Below are 22,163 nucleotides of genomic sequence, written 5' to 3' on the forward strand. Positions count from 1 at the left end.
AAGTGCCTTGACTTCCAAACCCCAGCCGAGATCTTTCTTGCTCAACTGTTGCACTTCGAATGTGAATCCACATCCCGACCTTCGTCGGGATGACGTTGAAAGATGTTGAGCCGATAGAGACACAAAAAGCGTCATGGCGGAGCCATGCTTCGCGTCACGGCGAAGCCGTGCTCCGCACGGACGACGGCCGGGACCCACGCAATCCATCCAGACAATGCGTCAGGTTTGATGTTGGTGCGGCAGAAGAAGAGGGATCAACCGGCCTTGCCGGCGTCCGGGCAGACGAACGGTTTGGCGGCTTTCAGGATGGCTTCGATCACGCCCGGAAAGCGCGCGTTGATCTCGTCGAGGCGGACCTTGTTCACGACCTCGGTGCCGCGGCGCTCGGACTGGATCAGGCCGGCCTCCCGCAAAATCTGAAAATGATGCGACTGGGTCGATTTCGGCAGATGCGCGGGCGCGGCCGTCGAACAGTTCAGCGGACAGTCGCCGGCCACTAGGCGGCGCACGATCTCAAGGCGCATCGGATCGGCTAGAGCGTAGAGAACGCTTTCCAATTTCAGGTCGTCCGAGGCGGGGTGGAGGAGGGGTCTTTGCATGCCCACTATATGGCCGCCCCCTTTTTGAAATTCAATAGTTCGATAGTCTTGAACTACCGGACTGCGGTCCCTATCTCGGGATCAGCCGACGCTTTGATCTCGCCGGTGCCGCCTTCGGACCGGTCTCCCCGATCCAAGCGCACCACTGACGCCGGTCCCCTCCTTTCGCGGGAATTAGCGAATTGAAAAAGCTGGAGAAATTCTTATGTCTCGTCCCCTTGAAGGCAAAATTGCGCTGGTTACGGGCGCGAGCCGCGGCATCGGCCGCGCCATTGCGCAACGGCTTGCGGCAGACGGTGCGCTGGTCGCAGTCCACTACGGACGCAATCAGTCTGCCGCGACAGAAACCGTCGCCGCCATCACGGCCGCGGGCGGCTCCGCGTTCGCCATCGGATCCGACCTGGCCGCCAAGAATGGCGTGAAGGTGCTGTTTTCGGCGCTCGATGAAGAACTCAAGGCCCGCACCGGCGCGACGCAGTTCGACATCCTCGTGAACAACGCGGCGGTCGCACCGTTCGTCAATTTCGAAGGCACGACCGAAGAGGTGCTGGATGAAATCTACGCGGTGAACGTGAAGTCGGTGTTCTTCGCCACGCAGGAAGCCTCGAAGCGGCTTCGCGACGGCGGCCGCGTCATCAACCTTTCAAGCGTCGTCGTTCGTATGCCGGTCGTGGACGCGGTGGCGTACTCGATCCTGAAAGCGCCAATCGACAACCTCACACAGGTGTTGAGCACTGTGCTCGGCGCTCGCTCGATTACCGTCAATGCGGTTGCACCGGGCGTGATCGATACGGACATGGCGGCAGCCTTGGCGCGCGACCCGCAGACGGCCGAGTACGTCAAGACCAAGCAATCGTTGAAGCGGATCGGCCAGCCGGAGGATGTCGGCGACGTGGTCGGGTTCCTTGCCAGCCCCGAGGCGCGCTGGGTGACCGGTCAGGTCATCGAAGTTTCGGGCGGCACCGTGGTGACGTTCTAACGAACATTACGGCCCCGGCCTTCGTCCGGGTGACGGAGCAGATGCAGCCCGCTGGTTCCCCCTGTCCCCCCAGTGGCGGGCTGCTGACACGCCCCTCGGGCCATGATCCGCGCGCCGTACGCAGGCGCGCGTCTGGCTCGAGCGCTCCGTCACCCGCGCAAAGGCCGGGGTCGTGCTGTTTCGATCCACCGTCGATCCCGCGTGACGCTAGAGAGCGCGGTACATGACGAGGGCGTCGACGGCGCCGAGCCGCGGGTGTTCGAATGCGCCCGGCAGGCGTCCCGCAATTTCGAAGCCGAGGCTTTGCCAGAGGCGGACGGCGCGTTCGTTGGATTCGATCACCAGGTTGAACTGCATGGCGCGAAATCCACGCGTGCGCGCGCGATCGAGTGAATGCTCGCACATGCGGCGGGCGATGCCCTTGCCGGTCGCGTCTTCGGCGGTGACGTAGCCGCAGTTGGCCACGTGCGCGCCGCCGCCTTGCTGATTGGCGCGCAGGTAGTACGTGCCGGCGATGCCGCCGTTTTGTTCGGCGACGAAGGTTTCCCGATCCGGGCCGGTCCAGTAGGCGAGAGCGTCGGCGCGCGTCATGTCGCGCGGCAGCGCATAGGTTTCGCCGGCACGGATCACGGGCTCGATGATCCGCCAGATGGCGTCATCGTCCTCGCGTCGCGCAGGCCGGATCATCATGCTCATGCCTGGGTCATGCTGCGTTCAAGCGGCCGCGAAGTAGCCGGTGAGAAAGCGTTCGTAGATCGCCGTCAGCTTTTCGATGTCGGCGACGGAGGTATGCTCGTCGACGGCATGAATGGTCTTGTTGACGAGGCCGAACTCGATGACCGGGCAGATGTCCTTGATGAAGCGTGCGTCCGATGTGCCGCCGCCGGTGGTGAGGGCGGGCTTGCGGCCGGTTTCGGCTTCGACGGCCGCGACGAGCGTTTCCACAAGCACGCCTTGCGGGCTTGTGAGGAAGACGTCGCCGGTGCCGGACACATCGAGGTCATAGCGCGCATCGACGGTTGCGGCCGCGGCGGCGACCTGCTCGCGCAGCCACGTTTCGATGGTCGCGCGGTTCCAGGTGTCGTTGTAGCGGATGTTGACGGTCGCGCGGGCTTCGGCCGGGATGACGTTCGCGGTGCGGTTTGGGACGGAGATCACGGTCGTCTGCAAATTCGACGGCTGGAAGTGCGCCGTGCCGCGATCGATCTCGACGGTCGCGAGACGGTCGATGATGCGCGCCAGCTTCGGGATCGGATTCTCCGCTTTCTGCGGATAGGCGGAGTGGCCCTGGCGGCCGTGGACGACGATCTCGCCGTTGATGGAGCCGCGGCGGCCGATCTTCATTTCATCGCCGAGCGCTTCGGGGTTCGAGGGTTCAGCGACGAGGCAGGCGCTGACTTTTTCGCCGCGCGCGCGCATCCAGTCGAGCACCTTCATGGTGCCGTTGATCGAGGGCCCTTCCTCATCGCCCGTGATCAGGAACGAGATCGAGCCGCGCGAGATGCCGCCGCCGTTCGAGGCGAGATGGCGGAGCGCGGCCGAGACGGAGCAGGCGACGCCGCCTTTCATGTCGACGGCGCCGCGGCCGTAGAGAATGCCGTTGCGGATCACGCCTGCGAACGGCGGATCGGTCCAGGCGTCGAGATTGCCAGCCGGCACGACGTCGGTGTGGCCCGCAAAACAGAGGTGCGGTTCGCCTGTTCCGATCCGCGCATAGAGGTTCTCGACGTCCGGCGTGCCGGGCTCCGAGAACGTCATGCGGTGGCAGGTGAAGCCCGCAGACGAGAGCGCGGTTTCGAGCAGCGTCAGTGCGCCGCCTTCGTCCGGCGTGACGCTTTCGCAACGGACGAGTGCCTGCGTGAGGGCGACGGGATCTTTCGCGTCTAGCGTCATGAGTGGCCTTTCGGGGCGAGCGCGTCGTTCGCGGGGCGGCTCGGCATGCGCTGCTGAACCAGCTCGATCTTCTGCCAGATCTTCTGGCCGAGATGGGCGGTCAGCCGTTCGATGTCGCCTACGGCGTCGACGATGGCGGGATCGCGCAGCTTGTCGGCGTAGAGGGCGGCCACCTTGCTCGCGAGCGACAGCAGCTCCGAGCAATAGCCGAGATAGCGCAGAAGTTGATGCGACGACATGCTGCGGTCGGGCGACGAGGACATGCGCGGGGCGCCGTAGGCGCTCGGGTCCTTGGTGAGCTGGTGCATGTCGATGACGTGGATGATGGCGCGCAACTCGTAGAGCGATTTCATCGCGCGTTCACGGCGCCACCGGCTTTCGAGTGTCGAGAGATAAAGCGCCAGGCCGCCGAGGACGAGCAGCATGCTGGTCGCGGAATCGAGGCCTTGCATGATGTTGGTCAGTTCGCTCGATGTTTCGAGGCCGATGGCGAGCAGCGCGAGCCAGGCCAGCAGACCCAAGCCGGTTGCGAGCACGGCCGCGACGAAGCCGCGAATGAGAAGGTTGGGCCGCGCGATTGCGGCGACGCTTGCGGATGTGTGGCGCGCAATGTCGGCCAGCTCGTGGCTGACGCGCTCCAGTCCGGTATGCGGGAAACGCTCGCCGATGCGCTGGGCCAGGAGGTCCAGCGTGCCGATGATCTTCTCGGGATCGAGCGAGCGAAATTGGGAGTCGGCGGTTTTTGGAGGCATGAGCCAGATCCGATGGCGGCGAGGCGGGCTACCCTACAATCGTTCCGGTGGATCGACTGTAGGTTTTTGCTCGCTGCGCTTCTTATCAGACACTGTGGCGCTGCATGGCTACGCCATGGCCGGTCCACACTTTTCTGGAAGCGCTTGGTGCGTGATCCATTCGGTTTGAATGGAAATCACGCTCGAGTGCCCAAGAGCCGGTCGGGGCTCAGTCGCGCAGCAGCTCGTTGATGGAGGTCTTGGCGCGGGTTTTCTCGTCGACGCGCTTGACGATGACGGCGCAGTAGAGGTGCGGGCCCGGCTCGCCGTTCGGAAGGGGCTTGCCCTGCATCGAGCCGGACACGACGACGGAGTAGGGCGGCACGCGGCCGAAGTGCTTCTCGCCGGTGGCGCGGTCGATGATGGTGGTCGAAGAGCCGAGGTAGACTCCCATGGAGAGAACCGAGCCTTCGCCGACGATGACGCCTTCCGCTACCTCGGCGCGGGCGCCGATGAAGCAATTGTCCTCGATGATGACGGGGCCGGCCTGGAGCGGTTCGAGTACGCCGCCGATGCCGGCGCCGCCCGAGATGTGGCAATTCTTGCCGATCTGGGCGCAGGAGCCGACCGTGGCCCAGGTGTCGACCATGGTGCCGGTGTCGACGCGGGCGCCGAGATTGACGAACGACGGCAGCAGCACGACGCCGGGGGCGATGTAGGCGGAGTGGCGCACGATGGCGCCGGGAAGAACGCGGAAGCCGCCCTTCTTGAAATCATCCTCGGTCCAGCCTTCGAACTTGGGCGGCACCTTGTCCCAGTAGAACGAGCCGGCCGGGCCGCCGGGGATCAGCCCCATGTCGTTCAGACGGAAGGACAGCAGGACGGCCTTCTTCAGCCACTGGTTGACGGTCCACTCGCCGCCGACCTTTTCGGCAACGCGGGCCTCGCCCTTGTCCAACAGCTCGAGCGCGGTCACGACCGCGTCGCGGATGGGGCCGGTGGTGGCGGAATTGACGCCGTCGCGGCTTTCCCAGGCTGCTTCAATGGTGTTCTGAAGGTCGCTCATTCGTCGCCGCCCCAATCATCGTTCCGTCTCAGGCGGCGTTCATGGAGGCTGGGCCGGGGGTCTGTCAATGCTGCGGGGGCGGCCGAAAATTCCCCGAGGCGCGCTCCGCTCAGCAAACGTGGCGTTAACGCGGATGTGCTAATTTTACCGAACGGGACCTTCAATTCAGCGTGATGCGGCCGAGGGCTCCTAGCTTTGTTTCTGTACTGCGTAGGCGGGGAGGTTGGCATGCGTGGCGTGCAAGATCTCGGGTCTCGGGATCCGAATGGAATCGTAACGGCCGGTCCCTGGCTGGCGCGCGATGGGTACGTCGCGGATACCGCCATCGCCATCGACCGCCTGACGGCGAAGATCGAGCGGCTGGAACGGCGCGAGGAAGCGCTGCAGAAGCAGGTGGCGGAGCTGGTCGAGCTGTCCCATCAGTCCGGACGCTTTCAGGCTCTCGCGGAAAGCCTTAGAAATTCAAGAGATTACAAGATCGAGGAAACCACCCGGCTGGTCCGCGACCTGCGCGGCCGGATCGACGCGATCGAAGGCCCGAAGGGCGACTTCGCCAGCCGGACCCACAGGACGCTGGTGGACGTGAACCGCAAGCTGGCCGAGCTGTCGGCGTCGCGGGAGCACGCGAGCCACCTGTCCGAACTCCGCCGCCGGTTTGCGAGCGGCGTGCTGATCACGGCGGCAATCGGCGCGTTCGTCACCACGGTCGTGGCGCCGCTGCTTTAGACGTTTCAGATACCGGGGCGAAGCGCCAGGCCGCCTTCGCCACGGCGATGTCCACTTGAGTCAAATCCTGCGGAAAATCCCGCCCGGATTTTAAAGCCGCGTTGGCAGGGTGGCCTGAATGCTTTTGGAAAGCAGCAGGTATGCCGAAGACGCCACCGTCAGCCGCAGTCAAGAGGACGCGGAGCTTGAGCACCAGCCCACCTCAACGCGCGCTCGAGCGCATCCCCGCGGGGGCGCCGGCCGGTGTGGGCGCGCCACAGCAGGACGATCAGCTTCAAGAGGCGGCGGAGCGGTTTCAGACTTTGCGGGAGATCCGCGACGGGCTCGCGTCGAATTTCCTCAATATCGCCAACGAGCGGCCATCGGCTGTTCGGGACTTCCTGTCTCAGGACTAGAGCTCAGTTTCCTTCAATGTCTCCGAGATCAGGACCTCCGCAGCCTCCGAATCCCATTCTGCAGGGCCCGCCAGGGTATCCGAGACCGTGTGAGCGGCCCTTGATCCAACCGACGCATAAAATACGACCGTTCAGATATCGGGTCGTTTAATGTCCATATGTCAGCATGTCTCTACTCTAGGAGGACAAGACATATGATGATTATCAATGCGCTGCCGGTTTCGCCAACACAGTTGGGCGTCGAAGGGCGCTTTCAAAAGACGAGCGCTCAAGTGGTTAATGAGGTTCTGCCATCGGAACAGCGGCCGCGCATCGAGTTAACACCGTCGAGCGCCCAAAATCGCTTGCAGAACGTTTTCGCTCAATTGGCCGTTGAGAATTCGTTGCGCATTCTCGATACAGATTACGCGCAAGAGCAAAGTCAGCTTACCAAAAATCAGATTTTGCAACAGGCTGGAGTCGCTATGCTTTCGCAAGCCAATGCGCAGCCGCAAGCTGTGCTATCGCTACTCGGTCGCTGAGGCGGCGCCCGCTTATCTCATCAACCGGGTCAGCGGCTGGCCGCTGGCTCGCCAAGGGTTGTTCGGATCAGTTGCTTCGCGGCCTCCGAATCCCATTCGGCCGGGCCGGTCAGGCGGCCGATTTCGCGACCCTCCGGATCGATCAGGATCGTGACGGGCATGCCGACCGCCTTCAGGGCCGATCCGCTGCGCGTGGTGGTGTCCGTGTAAAGCTTGAGCGCCTTGACGTTGACGCTGTCGAGGAACTTCTGCGCCGCTTCGGGCCCGGTTCTATCGACGGCCAGGGCGACGACCTCGAATTTGTCCGAACCCAGCTCCGCCTGCAGCCGGTCAAGCGAGGGCATCTCGTGGCGGCAAGGGGCGCACCAGGTGGCCCACAGGTTCAACAGGATCGTCTTGCCGTGGAAGTCCTTGAGGGTCTTCGCGCCGCCGCCGGCATCGGCAAATGTCACTTCCGCGACAGTCTCGGGCGCCGCCTTGAACACGAACGCCGGCAGGCCCGGGGCGCGCTTGCGGGTCTCGGGGGCGGGAGCGGCGGCCTCAGGTGACGAAACGGCGGTATTGTCAGGCCGCCCAAGGGTGCCGTATACCGCCGCAAAGCCTGCGATTGCAGCGACGGCGGCCACGGCGACGATGGCCGCATTTCTTTTTTTGGGCGGGCCGGACGGGGTGCCGTCGTTCATATCGACTTCCGATGCTTTTTGGGTCTCGCGGAGGGGCTGTTCCGGTGACAGAGAAAAACGCCAACAAGATGTGGGGCGGCCGCTTCGCGCAATCGCCTGCCGAGATCATGCAGGAGATAAATGCCTCGATCTCCTTCGACAAGGTTCTGGCTCCGCAAGATATCCGTGGCTCAAAGGCGCATGCGGCGATGCTGGGCGAAACCGGCATCATCACGCGGGCGGACGCTCGCGAGATCCTGAGGGGTCTCGACCAGGTGGCCGCCGAGATCGAGAGCGGCAGCTTCGTCTTCGCTCGCGAACTCGAAGACGTGCACATGAACGTCGAGAGCCGCCTCAAGGAGATCATCGGGCCGGCGGCCGGGCGGCTGCACACGGCGCGCTCGCGCAACGATCAGGTGGCGACCGATTTCCGGCTGTTCGTGCGCGATGCGGCCGACAGCCTAATCCGCTCCATCGGCGAGCTGCAGGGCGCGCTGGTCGAAAAGGCCGAGGTGCACGCGGGCACGGTGATGCCCGGGTTCACGCATATGCAGTCGGCGCAACCGGTCACGTTCGGCCACCACCTGCTCGCCTATGTCGAAATGCTGGGGCGCGACCGGGGACGCTTCGTCGATGCGCGGCGGCGGCTCAACGAATGCCCGCTCGGCTCGGCGGCGCTGGCCGGCACCTCGTTTCCCATCGACCGGCAGAAAACGGCGGAGGAGCTTGGCTTCGACCGTCCGATGGCGAACTCGCTCGACGGCGTGGCGGATCGCGATTTCGCGCTCGAAATTCTTGCCGCGGCCTCGATCACGGCCATGCATCTGTCCCGGTTCGCCGAGGAAATCGTGATCTGGATGACGCCGCAGTTCGGCTTCGTGCGCCTGTCGGACCGGTTCACCACCGGATCCTCGATCATGCCGCAGAAGCGCAATCCGGATGCGGCGGAGCTGGTGCGGGCCAAGGTCGGGCGGGTCGCCGGGGCCTTCCAGGGCCTGCTGATGGTGATGAAGGGCCTGCCGCTCGCCTATTCGAAGGACATGCAGGAAGACAAGGAAGCCACCTTCGACGCGCTCGATTCCTTGCGTCTCGGGCTGGCGGCGATGACGGGGATCGTGCGCGACGTCGAGCCGGTGGCGGAGACGATGCGGGCGGCGGCCGGGCGTGGTTATTCGACGGCAACGGATCTGGCGGACTGGCTGGTGCGGGAGCTCAAGATGCCGTTCCGGGAGGCCCATCATGTGACGGGCTCGATCGTCAAGGCCGCCGAAGACCAGGGGCTCGACCTCGAAAATGTGCCGCTGGAAGCCATGCAGGCCATCGAGCCGCGCATTTCGAAGGGAATTTTCTCTGTGCTTTCAGTGGAGAACTCCGTAAAATCCCGCAAGAGCTATGGGGGAACTTCGCCACAGAACGTCGCTAAAATGGCGCGGAACTGGGCCAAGCGCTTGGAAAAAGAGGCCGCCGGGCGTTAAGGTGGCTGGGTCAGCTGGCTCTCAGGGGATTTCTTCGGGCCGGCTCCACGGGGTTTGATCGCAATGATGAGTTGGGTTCGCACTTTCCTGGCTGCTTCGACGCTGGCGTTCGCGCTGGCCGGATGCGGCGTGAAGGGTTCGCTCGATACTCCTCAGGCCGCGCCGGAAGCCACGGCAGAGGCGCAATCCGGCCAGGGCAAGCCCGAGGGCACCGCGCCCAAGCCGCACAAGAGCTCCATCCTCGACCCTCTCGTACGCTGACGCCGTCTCCTGCGCCAGCCGCCGAAGCGGTCTCGTGTGCTTGGCCGCTGAAGCGGTCTGTTGCGCCGACGCGCCGGCCTGTATAGCTCGGGTGTCGAATTTTTTCGGACACCTGCGCCCCCATGCACCACTTCCATTACAAAGACGGCGTGCTGCACGCCGAAGACGTTAGCCTCGCGCGCCTCGCGTCGGATATCGGGACGCCGTTCTACTGCTATTCGACGGCGACGCTGGAGCGGCACTACCGTGTGCTCGAACGCGCCTTCGCCGGCCAGAACGCGACGATCTGCTTTGCGGTCAAGGCGAATTCCAATCAGGCGGTGCTGACGACACTGGCGCGGCTCGGCGCGGGCATGGACGTCGTGTCCGAGGGTGAACTGCGCCGGGCGCGGGCGGCGGGAACACCGGCAGACAAAGTGATTTTCGCGGGCGTCGGCAAGACGCGCGAGGAGATGGCGTATGCGCTGGGCGAGGGCATCTGCAGCTTCAACGTCGAGAGCGAGCCGGAGCTGCATGCGCTGTCGGACGTCGCGGAGTCGCTGGGCCTGACGGCGCGGGTCGCGATCCGGGTCAATCCGGACGTCGACGCCAAGACGCACGCCAAGATCTCGACCGGCAAGTCCGAAAACAAGTTCGGCATCCCCTACCTGCGCGCGCCATCGCTCTATGATGAAGCGCGCAAGCTGCCCGGGCTGGACGTGGCCGGCATCCACATGCACATCGGCAGCCAGATCACCGATCTCGCGCCGTTCCGCGACGCGTTCCGGCTGATGCGCGACCTCACGCTCGAGCTCAGGCGCGAGGGGCATGCGATCCATCATCTCGATATCGGCGGCGGGCTCGGCGTTCCCTATCGCGGGTCGAACGAGGTGCCGCCGCACCCGGACGAGTATGCCGCGCTCGTGGCCTCCAGCCTCGGCGATCTCGACGCCAAGCTCTACCTGGAGCCCGGCCGCATGATTGTCGGCAACGCGGGCGTGCTGGTGACGCGCGTCGTCTACGTGAAGGAGGGCGCAGGCAAGCGCTTCACGATCGTGGACGGGGCGATGAACGATCTCCTGCGCCCGACGCTCTACGAAGCTTATCACGAGGTGTGGCCGGTTTCGGAAACGCGCGGGTCTGACGAGGCCGTGCTGCAGGATATCGTCGGGCCGGTGTGCGAGACGGGCGATTACCTCGCCGTCGAACGCAGCCTGCCGCCGTTCGAGCCGGACGAGCTGATGGCGGTGATGACGGCCGGGGCCTATGGCGCGGTGATGTCGTCGACCTACAATACGCGCCCGCTGGTGCCGGAAGTGCTCGTCCGCGGAAGCGCTTATGCCGTCGTGCGGCCGCGGCCGAGCTACGAAGAGTTGATCGGCCTCGACAGGCTGCCGCCGTGGCTTGAAACCCAAACATAAAGTCGTCCCTCTTCTGCGATCTAGGTGCCTCCTGCGGCCGTAAACGTTAGCTTATTGTAATGATGCGCCCTGGGCGCTCGTGGTAGGTTTTGGGCAATGGATAGGGACCCCACTTCGCGTCCGGCCGAACGGGCGTTCGAGCGCAAGATCTGGCGCGCGCGCGTGGCTGCCGCTTTCGAGCAAATCTGGCTGCGGCTGTGGCTGCTGTTGGCCGTGGCGGCCGCCTTCCTGTTCGTATCCTATGCGGGCATCTGGCCGCTGCTGCCGGCCTACGCGCACATGGCCCTGCTGGCGGCGTTCGGCGTGGCGGCCGTTGTGGCGCTCATCTCCCTCACGCGCGTGGCCTGGATTTCCCGCGACGAGGCAATCCGGCGCATCGAACGTGTATCGGGCGTGCCGCATCGGCCAGCGTCGTCCTACGAAGATACCGTCAGCGCGCCGTCGGCCGATCCGGCAACCCTTGCCATTTGGCAAGAACATCGCAACCGCATGGCGGCGATGCTCGCGCGCTTACGTCCCGGAAAGCCGCAGCCGAGAACGGACCGGTTCGATCCGTTCGCCATTCGCGCGGCGCTCGTGCTGGCGATGGTCGGATTGACGGGCCTGCTTGGCCACACCGCCGCCGATCGAGTCCGGTCGGCCTTTACGTTCGGATCCACCACGGCGCTCGCGCAAGCCCGCCTCGATGCGTGGCTGACGCCGCCGACGTACACCGCCAAGCCGCCCGTGATGCTGGCCGACGGCGCCGGACAAACCGGCGCCACGGACAAAGGCGCGTCCGAGACGCAGGCCGTTTATGAAGCGCCCTTCAAAAGCCTGCTGATCGTGCGCGTCGGCGGCATGGGCGATCAGCCGCTCGCGATCGAGGTTCTTCCGACGGCGGCCAAGGGCGAGAAACCGCCGGTCGAGCGCGTCGAGTCCAAGGCCGAAAAGGACACCGGCGATCTCAAGGAGGTCCGCCATGAGATGACGCGGTCGGCGACCGTGCGCGTGGTGTCTGGTTCTCGCGAGATGGCGCGGTGGGCCATCACCGTGACGCCCGACAAGCTGCCCCAGATTTCATTGTCGCGTCCGCCCGAGCTGACGCCGCGCGGTTCGCTCAAGCTCACCTACAAGGTCGAGGACGACTACGGCGTCGTGTCGGCCGGTGCCGATCTCAAGCGTCTCAAGGACGCGCCGCAAGACGCGAGCAAAGCGTGGGCGCGGGCGCCGGCTCCCGAAGGGCCGCGTGCGCCGCTGATGCGTCCGCCCAAACTCGAATTGCGCTTGCCGAAGGCGAATACGACGGAGGCGCACACGTATTTCGAGATGGCGTCGCATCCGTGGGCTGGCCGCAAAGTCATCATGACGCTCACCGCGAAGGACGCAGCGGGGCAGATCGGGAAAAGTGCCGGCTTCGAGATGATCTTGCCGGAGCGCAAGTTCACCAAGCCTTTGGCGCGCGCCGTGGTCGAGCAGCGCAAGAAGCTGATGGATGACAGCCGGTATCGTACGCAAGTCGTGGCCGCGCTCGATGCGCTGACGCTCGAGCCGGAAGGCTTCATCGAGGACACCAAGGTCTATCTGGGCTTGCGCACCGCGCGCCATCGGCTGCGGATCGACCGGTCGCGCGCGGGCTTCAAGAGCGTCATCGACCAGCTCTGGCAGATCGCGCTCCGGATCGAGGACGGCAGCCTCTCGGATGCCGAGCGTGCGCTCAAGGATGCGCAGGACAAGCTCTCCAAGGCGCTCGAAAACGGTGCGTCCGAGGAGGAGATCAAGCAGCTGATGCAGGAGCTGCGTCAGGCGCTCAACGAATTCATGAAACAGCTGGCGCAGGAGAACGGCGACCAGCAGCAGCAGGATGGGCAGAACCAGGATCAGCAAACGCTCGGGCAGCAGGATCTCGAGCGCATGATGAAAAACCTCGAAGACATGGCGAAGAGCGGTTCGCGCGAACAGGCGCAGCAGATGCTCTCCGAAATGCAGGATCTCATGGAACGTCTTCAGTCGGGGCGGCAGGACGAAGCCCAGGCGCAGAAGAACCAAGAGATGATGAAGATGATGGATGAGCTGGGCGGCATGGTCGGCGACCAGCAGAAGCTCATGGACGAGACGTTTGGCGAGCAAGGCCAGGAGAAGCCCGAGTCCGGGCAGGGCGGCCAGAAACCGCCGCCGGGCATGAAGGGCATGGGCGGCGACGGCCAGCAGAAGGACACGGGCGGCGGGCCGGAAAGCCAGTCCGGCGAAGCCCAGCAGGGGCGCGGCCAGCGCGGCGGTCAGCAAGGCGGACAGCAGGCGCAGCAGGGTCAGGGCGGCCAGATGGGCCAAGGCGACAAGCGCGGCGGGCTGGCGGACCTCTCGCAGCGTCAGCGCCAGCTCAGGGATCGCCTGTCGCAATTGCAGAAGAACATGCGCGAGAAGGGCGGGCCGTCGAGCCAGCAGCTCAAGGACGCGGAAAGCGCCATGGAAAGCGCCGAGGATGCGCTGGATCGTGGCGACGCCGCGGAGGCGACGGAGCAGCAGTCGCGGGCGCTCGACCAGATGCGCCAGGGCGCGCAGGACATGGCGCAGGAGATGATGCGGAACATGCCGCAGCGGTATGGCCAGTCCGGCGATACGCCGCGCGATCCGCTTGGGCGGCCGCAACGCTCGCAGGGGCCCGACCTCGGAACGTCCGTCAAGGTGCCGGACCAGATCGACGTGCAGCGCGCGCGTGAAATTCTGGAAGAGCTGCGCCGCCGTCTCGGCGAGGCGCGGCGTGCACCCGTCGAGCTCGATTACCTGGAACGGCTGTTGCGGCGGTTCTGAGGGTTCGCTCAATTCGATCAGTTGCGCTTGCGACAGCTTGCGTGGGTCCCGGCCTTCCATGCGAAGCATGGCTCTGCCATGACGCCGGGATGACGTAGAAATTGGATGGAGCCATATACACTTTGGCGAATGAAGAAGCGGCCTTAAAGGCGTGCTTCTGAGTGCGCTCTGGTGTGTGCAGGAAAGACGATGATTTCGGAACAGCTAACGCTCAGTGAGCGGGACCTTGACCGCGCCGACGTCGACGGTTTGACGCGAAACGCAACGCCGATGGCGTTGATCCGGTGCGGCCTTGAAGACGCTGACTTGTCGGGCCTCGATCTTCATGGATGGCATTTCGAGACCTGCAATCTCAAAGGCACGAGTTTTGTCGGCGCGAAGCTTGAGGCCACACGGTGGACGGGCTGCCGAGGAGGTTTCGCCCGTTTCACTGGCGCAGATTTGCGGGAAGCCGCGTTCCGTTCGGTCGACTTGAACAATACCGATTTTCGAGGGGCCAGCCTTGGATCCGCGTCGTTCGTCGGCTGCAAGCTAACCGGAGCGAACCTCAGCGAAACCAAGTCTCTCGATCTCCATTTCGAGGAAACCCTGCTGGCGGGCGCGAAGCTGCACAAGTTCAGTTTTCGCAAAATGCATTTGAAGCAGCTCGATTTCCAACAGGCTGACCTGAGGCAATGCGACTTCAGAGATGCGGTCTTCGAGGACTGCAGCCTGCGCGATGCGAGCCTCGTCGACGCGCGATTTGAAGGCGCGGATCTGAGAGGTGCGGATTTGGGCGGCGTGCGCCTCATGGATGCGAAGCGTTTCAAAGGGGCCGTGATTTCGCGCGCTCAGGCGAGCGCTCTCTTGGCGGAACTTGGCCTCAAGGTGCAATAGGGTTGGAGTGATCGAGCGATGCGTCGACGAATTTGCAAATTCCTCGTCGAACGGATTGTGAAGCTTCACACGGCATGTCGGCATCACAGACGATGAAGCCGCCCTCGCCACGGCGCGGCGCCGATTACGGCGCAACCTTAATTTGCCGCCCCGACCATCGCCGGTATGCCCCCTCCGACGCGAACGATGCTGCGGCGATGATCCCGAGCGCTACCAGCGCGGCCGGCTGCTGCTGATAAATGTAGACACCCAAGATTACGAACATTGCGAGGCACGTGATGAGCGACATCCAAACGAGGGCGGCGTTCGCGCCGGTTGCGTCGAGCACGCGCAGGTGGCCGGCATTCACTGCCGCATAGACGAGCAGGAACGCGGCGCTGCCCATCATGGCGATACCCGAGAGATCGAAGCACAGGATTATCAGGACCACGAGCCCCGCGGTGAGAAGCAGCCCGCCGGTCGCGCTTTTCCACATTGTCCGCGTCAGCCCCAACGGCAGCTCGCCGTCTCGGGCAATCATGTAGCAAACGTTGGCCGATCCGAAGAGCGTCGCGTTGATGGCGGAGGCGGTCGAGAAGAGTGCCGCGACGGCGATAAGGCGAAACCCGGACTCGCCCAGAAAGGGCTTTGCCGCTTCGGCCAATGCGTAGTCAGAGGCGCGCGCGATCTCTGCGTTCGTCAAGTTGCCCGTTACCGTCACGGCGACCACGAGATAGATCACGATGACGAGCAGCACCGAAATGTAGAGGGCGCGGGGCAGCGTTGTTCTCGGATTGCGCATGGCCCCTGCCGCGTTTGTCACGAGTCCGAAGCCCTCGTAGCCGATGAACAGCACGCCTGCGCCGAACAACACCGATTGCATCGGCGGCCACTGCGCGGGCAAAAGGTTGTCTGCCTTTACGAAAAACAGTCCCGCAACGGCGAATAGAACCAGGATCGCGACTTTTACGGCGACGATGAACGTCTCGCCGCGCCCCATGGCTTTGGCCCCGAAGGCGTTGACGATCGTCAGCGCGACGACCGAGCCGACGGCAAGCGCGTCGCGGAGCATGGGAGAGGGATCATTGGTGATGAAGGTTGCGCCATAGCTCCCGAACGCGGTCGCGTAGAGCGCAAGCGAGATGATGTAGCCGGCCCACATGAACAGGTTGATCCCGCCCGCGAGCACACCGTCGCCGATGCTCTTGACGAGAAAGTGCACCGCGCCGCCTGCGGACGGAAAGGTGGCGCCGAGCCGCGCGTAGGAGTACGTGGACAGCAAGGCCACCACTCCGCCGATGGCGAACGAGAGCCACATGGCGTTTCCAGCTGCCTGGGCTACGACGCCGAGGATCGAGAAGATACCGGCGCCGACCATTCCGCCGATGCCGATCGACACCGCCGCTACGAGGCCAATCTCGCCCGAGCCGTCCTGTGTTTTGGTCTGGCCGATTGCTGGCTTGGGGACGGGTGTTGCCATCGTAAGGGCTCGCTCTCGTCCTAAGCCGCGCCCCGTTATCGCAATACTGTCGGTGGGTCGTTGATGACGACCGGCGCATCCGCAAACACGAAAAGATAAGCCAGCATCCCGAGAATGCAGGCGACGGCGCCGAAGATGATGAAATGTCTGGTGTGCATACGTACAGGTTATCTCAGCCTGCCCGCGCCGCAAGGGCCTTGCAGCGTTCTTCGCGATGGCCGCTTTTGAGTCCGGTGCTGACGTTCTGGACAGCGTCGGGGTTAGGCCCCCTGCCGCCCGGCTTCGGCGCCGCGGCGGTGGGGATTGCCGCAACAGTTCGGGTGCCTACATTACTGGCTATCTGACGTGCTCGCGACGGAGGCTGCCATGCAGAAAAGAACACTCGGAAAAAGCGGACTTGAAGTCTCGGCCATAGGTCTTGGCTGCATGGGAATGAGTTCTGCTTACGGCAGCGCCATGAGCACGACGGCTGGAGTCGATCTGATCCGGGCGGCCGTGGATCGCGGCGTGACCTTCTTCGACACCGCTGAAATCTACGGTCCGTTCGTCAACGAAGACCTGGTCGGCGAGGCGCTCGCGCCATTCCGGGACCGCGTTGTCATCGCGACAAAGTTCGGTTTCAAGATCGACCCGGCGACGGGCAAGCAGCTCGGCATGGACAGCAGACCTGAACACATCCGGGACGTTGCGGACGCTTCGCTGAAACGTCTGAAGGTCGACGTCATCGACCTCTTTTACCAGCACCGTGTTGATCCGGCCGTTCCGATCGAAGACGTCGCGGGCGCTGTGAAGGACCTCATCGCCGAGGGCAAGGTCAAACATTTCGGCATGTCGGAACCTGGCGTGCAAACGCTTCGGCGTGCGCACGCCGTGCAGCCGATTGCCGCCATTCAAAACGAATATTCGCTTTGGACCCGAGATTCCGAGACCAACGGAATCCTCGACGCCTGCGAAGAGCTTGGCATTGGCTTCGTGCCGTTCAGCCCGCTCGGAAGGGGATTTCTGACGGGGGCGATATCCAAGGACACGCAGCTCGAGAAGGGCGACATGCGCGCGTCCCTGCCGCGCTTTACTCCGGACGCTCTGGACGCCAACCAGAAGCTTGTCGATCTCCTGAAGTCCATTGCACAGCGCAAACGAGCGACGCCTGCCCAGATCGCGCTCGCGTGGCTTCTGTCGCGGAAGCCGTGGATCGTGCCTATTCCGGGCACGACCAAGCTGCACAGGCTGGAAGAAAATATCGAAGCGGTGAACGTCGCTCTCACGACATCCGATCTCGCAGAGATCCAGGAGGCCGCGGCGGCGATTCAGATCGAGGGAGAACGCTATCCCGCGCACCTCATGGCCGCGATCGGCCGTTGACCGCCGTGAGTCATTTTGCGCCCGTCGTGCCGCCTGACGATGGGGCCGCAGGCGGACACTCAGGCCCGCTCTCACCTTGACCGCCACAGCGTTTTTCTTGTGCCGCCCGCTCGGCTGCCGGATCTTCCACCAGAACGACGTAGAGAGAGAGCGCCGCCGCGGACGCTAAAAGGAAGAGGCTCAATCCGCCGAGAACCTTGCCGGCGACCTTCCACTGACCCGGTAAGTTGATGCCGAAGAGGGTTGCGATCCACAGGAGCGGCCAAATGAGGATGAGATCGACGCGGATGTTGCAGTTCGCGTCGCACAGGGTGCCGTTGGCGATGAAGACCTCATAGACAGCGTAGAGCAGCCACGCGATGGCCGCTACGATGGCTCCGGGGCGCGGTCGCTGCAACGCCGCGGTCGCGAAATACAAAGCCACAGCCGCGGCGACGAACACGAAAAAGTACATCGTCCCTCCCATCGATCTGGTCCAGATCGTCGTGACGGCGCGGCCGCAGCCGCAGACTTTACGGCGCGGCGGCGATGGGCGCGGAGCGAATGCCGAGGCCGAAGATGCCTTGATGGCTGACCAGCGTCGTCGATGCGTATCCGCCCGGCGGCTCTTCTCCGCTCAACCAGTTGCGAAGCTGCCGTGAGAGATCGAGCGGGAGCCAGCTTCCGTCCTGCTCCGAGAGCGGCATCAGGTAGGGCGCGAGCGTGAATTTGTACTCGAAGAAATAGGAGACGCGCTGCGTGCGCACTTCGAGGCCGATCAACGCCTGTCCGACGGGTCCGGCGAGCTGATACTCGTACGTGCGCTTGTCGCTGTTGGCCATCTGCACTTCGGCGTGGGGCAGCGAGACGCCCGCGCCGAGGCCGACGTAGGGCTGCAGCCGCAGGCCGAGGCTCGGCAGCCGGAAGAGGCCGTTGAGCGTCAGCATGTTGTGGCCGTGGCTCGCTTCGAGCCGACGGAAAATATCACGTAGCGTGGCGCGGGCGGGAGCGGGCGCGCCGTTCAGCGTGCCGGTGAACTCGATCTCCTCCTGAAGGCGCGAAATGGTTTTCGAGTGCGTGAAATCCAGCATCGCGCCCGTGCGGCCGGCGCCGAAGCGAACGATGCGCGCGCCGTAGTACACCGGATTGATGAAGGGCTTGCCGTCCCAGCCGACTTGCTTCGCCGTGAAGTCGTGGACGCCGCTCTTGGTCAGCGTGACGTCGCTCGGGTATGTGAAGGGCACGCCGCCGTAGCCGGCGAACATCCATTCGGCGCCGGCAGGGGCAGGAACGGGCATCGCGGAGCGCGCGCTGTTTTCGGTGGCGCTATCTTTCTGCGGCTCCGTGGTCTGCTCCATGGTGGCGGACCAGGTGACGGCAGAAAGCGCGACGGCGGCGAAGAGGGCCGAGGCGGCGTCGAACCGCGAGACCCGCGCCGGGGTCTGGCGCGACCGGGGCTGCTCCGCCGTCCACGAGGCGGTCGAGATGGATGGCATCGGTAGGTTCCCCGTCGGTCTTACACGTGCCACGGTCAGTAGCGGATCGCGGAGGATCGCTCAAGATGTCGCGCGGTCTGGCGGCTCACGATCTCGGTTTGGCGAGTGTTTCGAGCATCTTGTAGACGACGCGGATCTGGGCGGCGTCGCGCGTCAGGTAGTTGGCGCCCGTATAGCCCCACCAGTCCCAGCAGCCTTGAGGGTTGACCGCCGACACGGAGGCCTGGGGAAAGAGGATGACGAGGCGGTTCGCGTCCGCCCAATTGGCGTAGCCCGATTCCTTGATGAAGGCGTCGCCGGTGGAGGAGCGGTTCTGGCCGCAGCCGTGATAGGCGATGTGCACGCGGCAGGTTTCGCCTTTGACGCAGGCGGGTGGGGCGTAGACGACGCCGGTCGGCTCCATGCCGGTGTTGCCCTCGCCGTTGAGGAAGGGGCCCTGGTCGAATTCGGTGAACGTGCCTGCGGGCGTCGCGCTGCGCGGCGCGAGGTCGCCGTAGATCTGCTTCAACACCCCGCCGGCCTGATCGTAGTCGCAATCGACGACATAGGGATTTCCGGTGTTCTCGCAGGCGAGGCCGTCCGCTTCGGTGACGAAGGCGTGGCCAGCAGGCATGTCCGAGACGTAGGTGATGTTCTTTTCCGGAACGCCCATGCGCTTGTAGTAGTCGAAGGCGGCTGTGACGATGGCGGGCACGACGGTGCGGTCGTTGGTGCCGGAGAACAGATAGATGCGATCGTTCTTCAAATCGGCGATCGGGTCGATGCGGCCAGCATCGGCCAGCTTCTCCGTTTTGCGGACGAGCTGATCGACATCGGGCACGCCCCACAGCGCGAGCGCGTTCAGCATGCAGCCGTTGACGGCTTTCGACAGGTTGAGGATCGTGGCGCCGGGGCCGGGCATGATGTCGGCGAAGGCGCTTTCCGCACAACCATAGGGGCCGCCCGCGATGATGGCCGCGCCCGTGACGATCTTGGAATGGGCAATCTGAAACTGGCCCGCCATGTAGGCGCCGGACGAAATCCCCGAGACCGAGGTCTGCGAGATGTCGGCGGCGAGCTGGGGCAGCTTGGCGACACTGCTGTCGCCGGCGCGGCTCGGGGAGATCGTGACCAGCGCAAGCGCGCCAATGGCCAAGGCTCGTGCGGTCACTGCTCGCATCAAGGTGTCACCATCCGGCCGTTGAGAGGTTTGCAGCGTCGCGCGCCCTTGGGACCAGATCGCGAGATCGGCCGCCAAGTGAGGCGTTTTCCATCAGGACCTTAGCGCGGCGGATCGGTCATTGTCATGGCGGCAATTTCCCCCAATCGTCAGCGCAGGCGGATGGTGACGCGGTCGACCTGTCCCTTGGCGTCGATGACGGTCAGTTTGGCGAAGCCGCGGCCATCGGGGAGCCATTCGGTTTCGCGGCGGAGCGGGTCCGAAACAACGGGATCGCCGTCGATCAGCCAGGTCAGCGGCAGTGCGCCGCCCTCGGCCTTGATGATCAGCGGTTCGGCTTCGCGTTCCTCCATGTCGAGTTCGGAGCGGTCGGGCGGAAACGAGATCAGCACCGGCGGCTCGAGGTAGGGCCCGGTCGCGACGGTATCATCGCCCGGTTCGCGGAAACGCTTGAGCGGCTGCGGCAGTTCGGAGCCGGTGGCCTTGATGACGCCGGCGGGGGCCGTGCGGAACGGCGTGCGGCGCTCGGAGATGCGCGCGAAGGTGTCGAACAGGATCGGCGCGGCGCTGAGGCGGCCCATCAGGCCGGGCGTGGAGGCGGCATCGGGGCGGCCGACCCAGACGGCGACGACGTGGCGGCCGTCGTAGCCCACGGCCCACGCGTCGCGGTAGCCGTAGGAGGTGCCAGTCTTGTAGGCGATGGCGCCGCCTTTCGTGTTCGGCGGCGGGGGCGCGCCCTTCAGGATGTCGGTCACGTACCACGAGGATACAGGCGACAGGAGGCGGCGACGGGCGGAGGCCGTGGGTTTGGCGTTCGCATCTTCGCGCCGCCACGTCAGCGCGATCGGATCGCCGCCGCGCGCGAGCCCGGCGTAGAGGGTCGTCAGGTCCTTCAACGTCATGCCGAGGCCGCCGAGGGCGATGGCGAGTGAGGGCTGGGCGTTGTTCGGCAGCGCGGGTTCGACGCCGGCGCGGCGGATGCGGCCCATCAGTCGGCCGGGTCCGACGGCGGCGAGCACCTTGACGGCCGGGACGTTGAGTGAGTTGCCGAGCGCTTCGCGGATCGTAATCGTGCCGTGAAAATCTTCGTCGAAGTTCTGCGGGCGGTAGTTGCCGAAGCGTGTCGGGCGGTCCTCGATCAAGGTCTCGGGATGGGCCAAGCCGTTTTCGAACGCGAGGCCGTAGATGAAGGGCTTGAGCGTGGAGCCGGGCGAGCGGATGGCGGCCGTCATGTCGATGGCGCCTTGGCGCGTCGGATCGAGATAGCCGGCCGAGCCGACGTGCGCCAGCACTTCGCCCGTCGTGTGATCGACGACGAGAACGGCGGCGGACAGCTTAGGTCCCAGAAGCTTGGTCTGTTCGGTGGCGAGCGTTTCCACCGCAGCTTGCAAGTCGCGGTCAAGCGTCAGCCGGTGAATGGTCCGGCCGGGATGAGCGGCGACCTCGGATTCGGACAAGTGCGGGGCGAGCTTCAGGACTTCGAGGCGCTGTTTCGGGATGCGCTCGCCCTTGGCGCGCTCGGCCTCGGCTTTCGGAAGCACACCTTCTTCGACCGCGCGATCGAGCACGCGGTTGCGCGCGCGGCGGGCGGCTTCGCTGTTGCGGTCGGGGCGGCGCACCTCGGGCGATTGGGGCAGTGCGACGAGGAGGGCGGCTTCGCCCGCCGAAAGATGACGCGGCTCCTTGCCGAAATACGCAAGCGACGCGGCGCGTACGCCTTCGATGTTGCCGCCGAACGGGGCGAGGCGCAGGTAGAGGCGCAGGATTTCCGGTTTCGACAGGCGTTCTTCAAGTTGGAGCGCGCGCGCGATCTGGCGCAGCTTGCCGGGGCCGGTGCGCTCATGCTTGCCCTCCAAGAGCCGCGCGACCTGCATGGTGAGCGTCGAGCCACCGGACTTGATCGCACCGTGGCGCGCCAGCAGGTAGCCGGCGCGGAGGATCGCAAGGAAGTCGACGCCGCCGTGCTCGTAGAAGCGCTTGTCTTCGAACGCCATCAGCATGGCGAGGTAGCGGGGATCGACCTCGCTGACGTCGAGCGGCAGACGCCAGCGGCCATCCTTGGTGGTGAAGGCGCGCAGCAGACGGTTTTCACGATCCAGCACCGTGACGGACGTCGCCTCGGCGGCTTCGAGCGGCAACGGGCCGATGTTCTGCTTCGTCACTTCGAGGGCAACACCCGTGGCGGCGGCGAGGCCTGCCACCGCCACGAGCGAGAGGACGGCGAGCCGCAGAGGGCGTGGGGGAGTGGCCCATTTCCATCGCGGGGGACGATCGGGAGAAGCGGAAGAGGCCGTCTCCGCGGCGCGCCGTTTCTTGGGGAACGAGAGGTTCATG

At 64.8% G+C, this 22,163-nt stretch carries 22 protein-coding genes; 10 read left to right on the plus strand and 12 right to left on the minus strand.

The features are described 5' to 3' along the window. Window positions 1-254: 254 nt before the first annotated feature. The gene (locus ACTIFK_RS10795; RefSeq protein WP_439543076.1) at window positions 255-599 is read right to left on the minus strand and encodes an ArsR/SmtB family transcription factor; all 345 of its coding nucleotides are present in this window, start codon (window positions 597-599) and stop codon (window positions 255-257) included. A gap of 205 nt (window positions 600-804) precedes the next feature. Between ACTIFK_RS10795 and ACTIFK_RS10800 the strand changes: the two genes are divergently transcribed. Beyond that, window positions 805-1,578, plus strand: coding sequence for an SDR family oxidoreductase (locus tag ACTIFK_RS10800; RefSeq protein WP_439543077.1), 774 nt, complete (start codon window positions 805-807; stop codon window positions 1,576-1,578). Window positions 1,579-1,785: 207 nt separating this feature from the next. Here the strand turns inward: ACTIFK_RS10800 and ACTIFK_RS10805 are convergent, their stop codons facing one another. From ACTIFK_RS10805 to dapD, 4 genes are all read right to left on the minus strand, one after another. After that, window positions 1,786-2,268, minus strand: coding sequence for a GNAT family N-acetyltransferase (locus ACTIFK_RS10805; RefSeq protein ID WP_439543330.1), 483 nt, complete (start codon window positions 2,266-2,268; stop codon window positions 1,786-1,788). Between the two features lie 24 nt (window positions 2,269-2,292). Next, the gene (gene dapE / locus ACTIFK_RS10810) at window positions 2,293-3,471 is read right to left on the minus strand and encodes a succinyl-diaminopimelate desuccinylase (RefSeq protein WP_439543078.1); all 1,179 of its coding nucleotides are present in this window, start codon (window positions 3,469-3,471) and stop codon (window positions 2,293-2,295) included. After that, window positions 3,468-4,223 (minus strand): hypothetical protein, encoded by a 756-nt coding sequence (locus tag ACTIFK_RS10815; protein ID WP_439543079.1) that lies wholly within the window; start codon window positions 4,221-4,223, stop codon window positions 3,468-3,470. The genes dapE and ACTIFK_RS10815 overlap by 4 nt, the downstream gene beginning before the upstream one ends. Before the next feature lie 208 nt (window positions 4,224-4,431). Continuing rightward, window positions 4,432-5,268: a 2,3,4,5-tetrahydropyridine-2,6-dicarboxylate N-succinyltransferase gene (gene dapD, locus ACTIFK_RS10820; RefSeq protein WP_439543080.1), complete on the minus strand. Its 837-nt coding sequence runs from the start codon at window positions 5,266-5,268 to the stop codon at window positions 4,432-4,434. Between the two features lie 228 nt (window positions 5,269-5,496). On the opposite strand from dapD, the gene ACTIFK_RS10825 reads away from it, so the two are divergent. The 3 genes from ACTIFK_RS10825 (at window position 5,497) to ACTIFK_RS10835 (ending at window position 6,910) form a co-directional block, all read left to right on the plus strand. Next, window positions 5,497-5,994 (plus strand): hypothetical protein, encoded by a 498-nt coding sequence (locus ACTIFK_RS10825; protein WP_439543081.1) that lies wholly within the window; start codon window positions 5,497-5,499, stop codon window positions 5,992-5,994. A 185-nt stretch (window positions 5,995-6,179) separates the two neighbouring features. After that, window positions 6,180-6,389, plus strand: a complete 210-nt coding sequence (locus ACTIFK_RS10830; protein WP_439543082.1) for a hypothetical protein — start codon at window positions 6,180-6,182, stop codon at window positions 6,387-6,389. Between the two features lie 194 nt (window positions 6,390-6,583). Then, a complete protein-coding gene (locus tag ACTIFK_RS10835; RefSeq protein WP_439543083.1) occupies window positions 6,584-6,910 on the plus strand; it encodes a flagellin in 327 nt (108 codons plus the stop codon). A 29-nt stretch (window positions 6,911-6,939) separates the two neighbouring features. Here the strand turns inward: ACTIFK_RS10835 and ACTIFK_RS10840 are convergent, their stop codons facing one another. Further along, window positions 6,940-7,593 carry a TlpA family protein disulfide reductase gene (locus ACTIFK_RS10840; RefSeq protein ID WP_439543084.1) on the minus strand — a complete coding sequence of 218 codons (654 nt, stop codon included), beginning with the start codon at window positions 7,591-7,593 and terminating at the stop codon, window positions 6,940-6,942. 11 nt (window positions 7,594-7,604) lie between these two features. Between ACTIFK_RS10840 and argH the strand changes: the two genes are divergently transcribed. From argH to ACTIFK_RS10865, 5 genes are all read left to right on the plus strand, one after another. Then, entirely contained in the window at window positions 7,605-9,047 is a 1,443-nt protein-coding gene (gene argH / locus ACTIFK_RS10845) for an argininosuccinate lyase (RefSeq protein WP_439543085.1), read from the plus strand. A 63-nt stretch (window positions 9,048-9,110) separates the two neighbouring features. After that, complete coding sequence (lptM, locus tag ACTIFK_RS10850; protein ID WP_439543086.1) at window positions 9,111-9,308, plus strand: LPS translocon maturation chaperone LptM; 198 nt, start codon at window positions 9,111-9,113, stop codon at window positions 9,306-9,308. A gap of 122 nt (window positions 9,309-9,430) precedes the next feature. After that, the gene (gene lysA, locus ACTIFK_RS10855) at window positions 9,431-10,708 is read left to right on the plus strand and encodes a diaminopimelate decarboxylase (RefSeq protein ID WP_439543087.1); all 1,278 of its coding nucleotides are present in this window, start codon (window positions 9,431-9,433) and stop codon (window positions 10,706-10,708) included. 96 nt (window positions 10,709-10,804) lie between these two features. Next, window positions 10,805-13,498, plus strand: a complete 2,694-nt coding sequence (locus ACTIFK_RS10860; RefSeq protein ID WP_439543088.1) for a TIGR02302 family protein — start codon at window positions 10,805-10,807, stop codon at window positions 13,496-13,498. 189 nt (window positions 13,499-13,687) lie between these two features. After that, window positions 13,688-14,374, plus strand: coding sequence for a pentapeptide repeat-containing protein (locus ACTIFK_RS10865; protein WP_439543089.1), 687 nt, complete (start codon window positions 13,688-13,690; stop codon window positions 14,372-14,374). A gap of 124 nt (window positions 14,375-14,498) precedes the next feature. On the opposite strand, the gene ACTIFK_RS10870 is transcribed toward ACTIFK_RS10865, so the two are convergent. Both ACTIFK_RS10870 and ACTIFK_RS10875 read right to left on the minus strand, forming a co-directional pair. Next, window positions 14,499-15,833, minus strand: a complete 1,335-nt coding sequence (locus ACTIFK_RS10870; protein WP_439543090.1) for an APC family permease — start codon at window positions 15,831-15,833, stop codon at window positions 14,499-14,501. Between the two features lie 35 nt (window positions 15,834-15,868). Beyond that, the gene (locus tag ACTIFK_RS10875) at window positions 15,869-15,991 is read right to left on the minus strand and encodes a hypothetical protein (RefSeq protein ID WP_439543091.1); all 123 of its coding nucleotides are present in this window, start codon (window positions 15,989-15,991) and stop codon (window positions 15,869-15,871) included. A gap of 208 nt (window positions 15,992-16,199) precedes the next feature. Between ACTIFK_RS10875 and ACTIFK_RS10880 the strand changes: the two genes are divergently transcribed. Then, entirely contained in the window at window positions 16,200-17,195 is a 996-nt protein-coding gene (locus tag ACTIFK_RS10880) for an aldo/keto reductase (protein ID WP_439543092.1), read from the plus strand. A 10-nt stretch (window positions 17,196-17,205) separates the two neighbouring features. Here ACTIFK_RS10880 and ACTIFK_RS10885 read toward each other — a convergent pair whose 3' ends face one another. The 4 genes from ACTIFK_RS10885 to pbpC all read right to left on the minus strand — a co-directional run bounded on the left by ACTIFK_RS10885 (window position 17,206) and on the right by pbpC (window position 22,162). Beyond that, a complete protein-coding gene (locus ACTIFK_RS10885) occupies window positions 17,206-17,637 on the minus strand; it encodes a hypothetical protein (protein WP_439543093.1) in 432 nt (143 codons plus the stop codon). Between the two features lie 70 nt (window positions 17,638-17,707). Continuing rightward, entirely contained in the window at window positions 17,708-18,670 is a 963-nt protein-coding gene (locus ACTIFK_RS10890; protein ID WP_439543094.1) for a hypothetical protein, read from the minus strand. 85 nt (window positions 18,671-18,755) lie between these two features. Beyond that, entirely contained in the window at window positions 18,756-19,829 is a 1,074-nt protein-coding gene (locus tag ACTIFK_RS10895; protein ID WP_439543095.1) for an extracellular catalytic domain type 2 short-chain-length polyhydroxyalkanoate depolymerase, read from the minus strand. A gap of 149 nt (window positions 19,830-19,978) precedes the next feature. Further along, the gene (gene pbpC, locus ACTIFK_RS10900) at window positions 19,979-22,162 is read right to left on the minus strand and encodes a penicillin-binding protein 1C (protein ID WP_439543096.1); all 2,184 of its coding nucleotides are present in this window, start codon (window positions 22,160-22,162) and stop codon (window positions 19,979-19,981) included. Window position 22,163 lies beyond the last annotated feature (1 nt).

Origin of the sequence: Hyphomicrobium sp. (assembly GCF_051860585.1) — a bacterium.
GTDB lineage: Bacteria > Pseudomonadota > Alphaproteobacteria > Rhizobiales > Hyphomicrobiaceae > Hyphomicrobium_C.

Bases quoted from the DNA above. Each gene is read 5' to 3' on its own strand.
- argH (WP_439543085.1), top strand. From the start codon at position 7,605: ATGCTTTTTGGGTCTCGCGGAGGGGCTGTTCCGGTGACAGAGAAAAAC.
- ACTIFK_RS10815 (WP_439543079.1), bottom strand. From the start codon at position 4,223: ATGCCTCCAAAAACCGCCGACTCCCAATTTCGCTCGCTCGATCCCGAG.
- dapE (WP_439543078.1), bottom strand. From the start codon at position 3,471: ATGACGCTAGACGCGAAAGATCCCGTCGCCCTCACGCAGGCACTCGTC.
- ACTIFK_RS10875 (WP_439543091.1), bottom strand. From the start codon at position 15,991: ATGCACACCAGACATTTCATCATCTTCGGCGCCGTCGCCTGCATTCTC.
- ACTIFK_RS10840 (WP_439543084.1), bottom strand. From the start codon at position 7,593: ATGAACGACGGCACCCCGTCCGGCCCGCCCAAAAAAAGAAATGCGGCC.
- ACTIFK_RS10860 (WP_439543088.1), top strand. From the start codon at position 10,805: ATGGATAGGGACCCCACTTCGCGTCCGGCCGAACGGGCGTTCGAGCGC.
- pbpC (WP_439543096.1), bottom strand. From the start codon at position 22,162: ATGAACCTCTCGTTCCCCAAGAAACGGCGCGCCGCGGAGACGGCCTCT.
- ACTIFK_RS10880 (WP_439543092.1), top strand. From the start codon at position 16,200: ATGCAGAAAAGAACACTCGGAAAAAGCGGACTTGAAGTCTCGGCCATA.
- ACTIFK_RS10835 (WP_439543083.1), top strand. From the start codon at position 6,584: ATGATGATTATCAATGCGCTGCCGGTTTCGCCAACACAGTTGGGCGTC.
- ACTIFK_RS10825 (WP_439543081.1), top strand. From the start codon at position 5,497: ATGCGTGGCGTGCAAGATCTCGGGTCTCGGGATCCGAATGGAATCGTA.
- lysA (WP_439543087.1), top strand. From the start codon at position 9,431: ATGCACCACTTCCATTACAAAGACGGCGTGCTGCACGCCGAAGACGTT.
- lptM (WP_439543086.1), top strand. From the start codon at position 9,111: ATGATGAGTTGGGTTCGCACTTTCCTGGCTGCTTCGACGCTGGCGTTC.
- ACTIFK_RS10805 (WP_439543330.1), bottom strand. From the start codon at position 2,268: ATGATGATCCGGCCTGCGCGACGCGAGGACGATGACGCCATCTGGCGG.
- ACTIFK_RS10870 (WP_439543090.1), bottom strand. From the start codon at position 15,833: ATGGCAACACCCGTCCCCAAGCCAGCAATCGGCCAGACCAAAACACAG.
- ACTIFK_RS10865 (WP_439543089.1), top strand. From the start codon at position 13,688: ATGATTTCGGAACAGCTAACGCTCAGTGAGCGGGACCTTGACCGCGCC.
- ACTIFK_RS10795 (WP_439543076.1), bottom strand. From the start codon at position 599: ATGCAAAGACCCCTCCTCCACCCCGCCTCGGACGACCTGAAATTGGAA.
- dapD (WP_439543080.1), bottom strand. From the start codon at position 5,268: ATGAGCGACCTTCAGAACACCATTGAAGCAGCCTGGGAAAGCCGCGAC.
- ACTIFK_RS10890 (WP_439543094.1), bottom strand. From the start codon at position 18,670: ATGCCATCCATCTCGACCGCCTCGTGGACGGCGGAGCAGCCCCGGTCG.
- ACTIFK_RS10800 (WP_439543077.1), top strand. From the start codon at position 805: ATGTCTCGTCCCCTTGAAGGCAAAATTGCGCTGGTTACGGGCGCGAGC.
- ACTIFK_RS10895 (WP_439543095.1), bottom strand. From the start codon at position 19,829: ATGCGAGCAGTGACCGCACGAGCCTTGGCCATTGGCGCGCTTGCGCTG.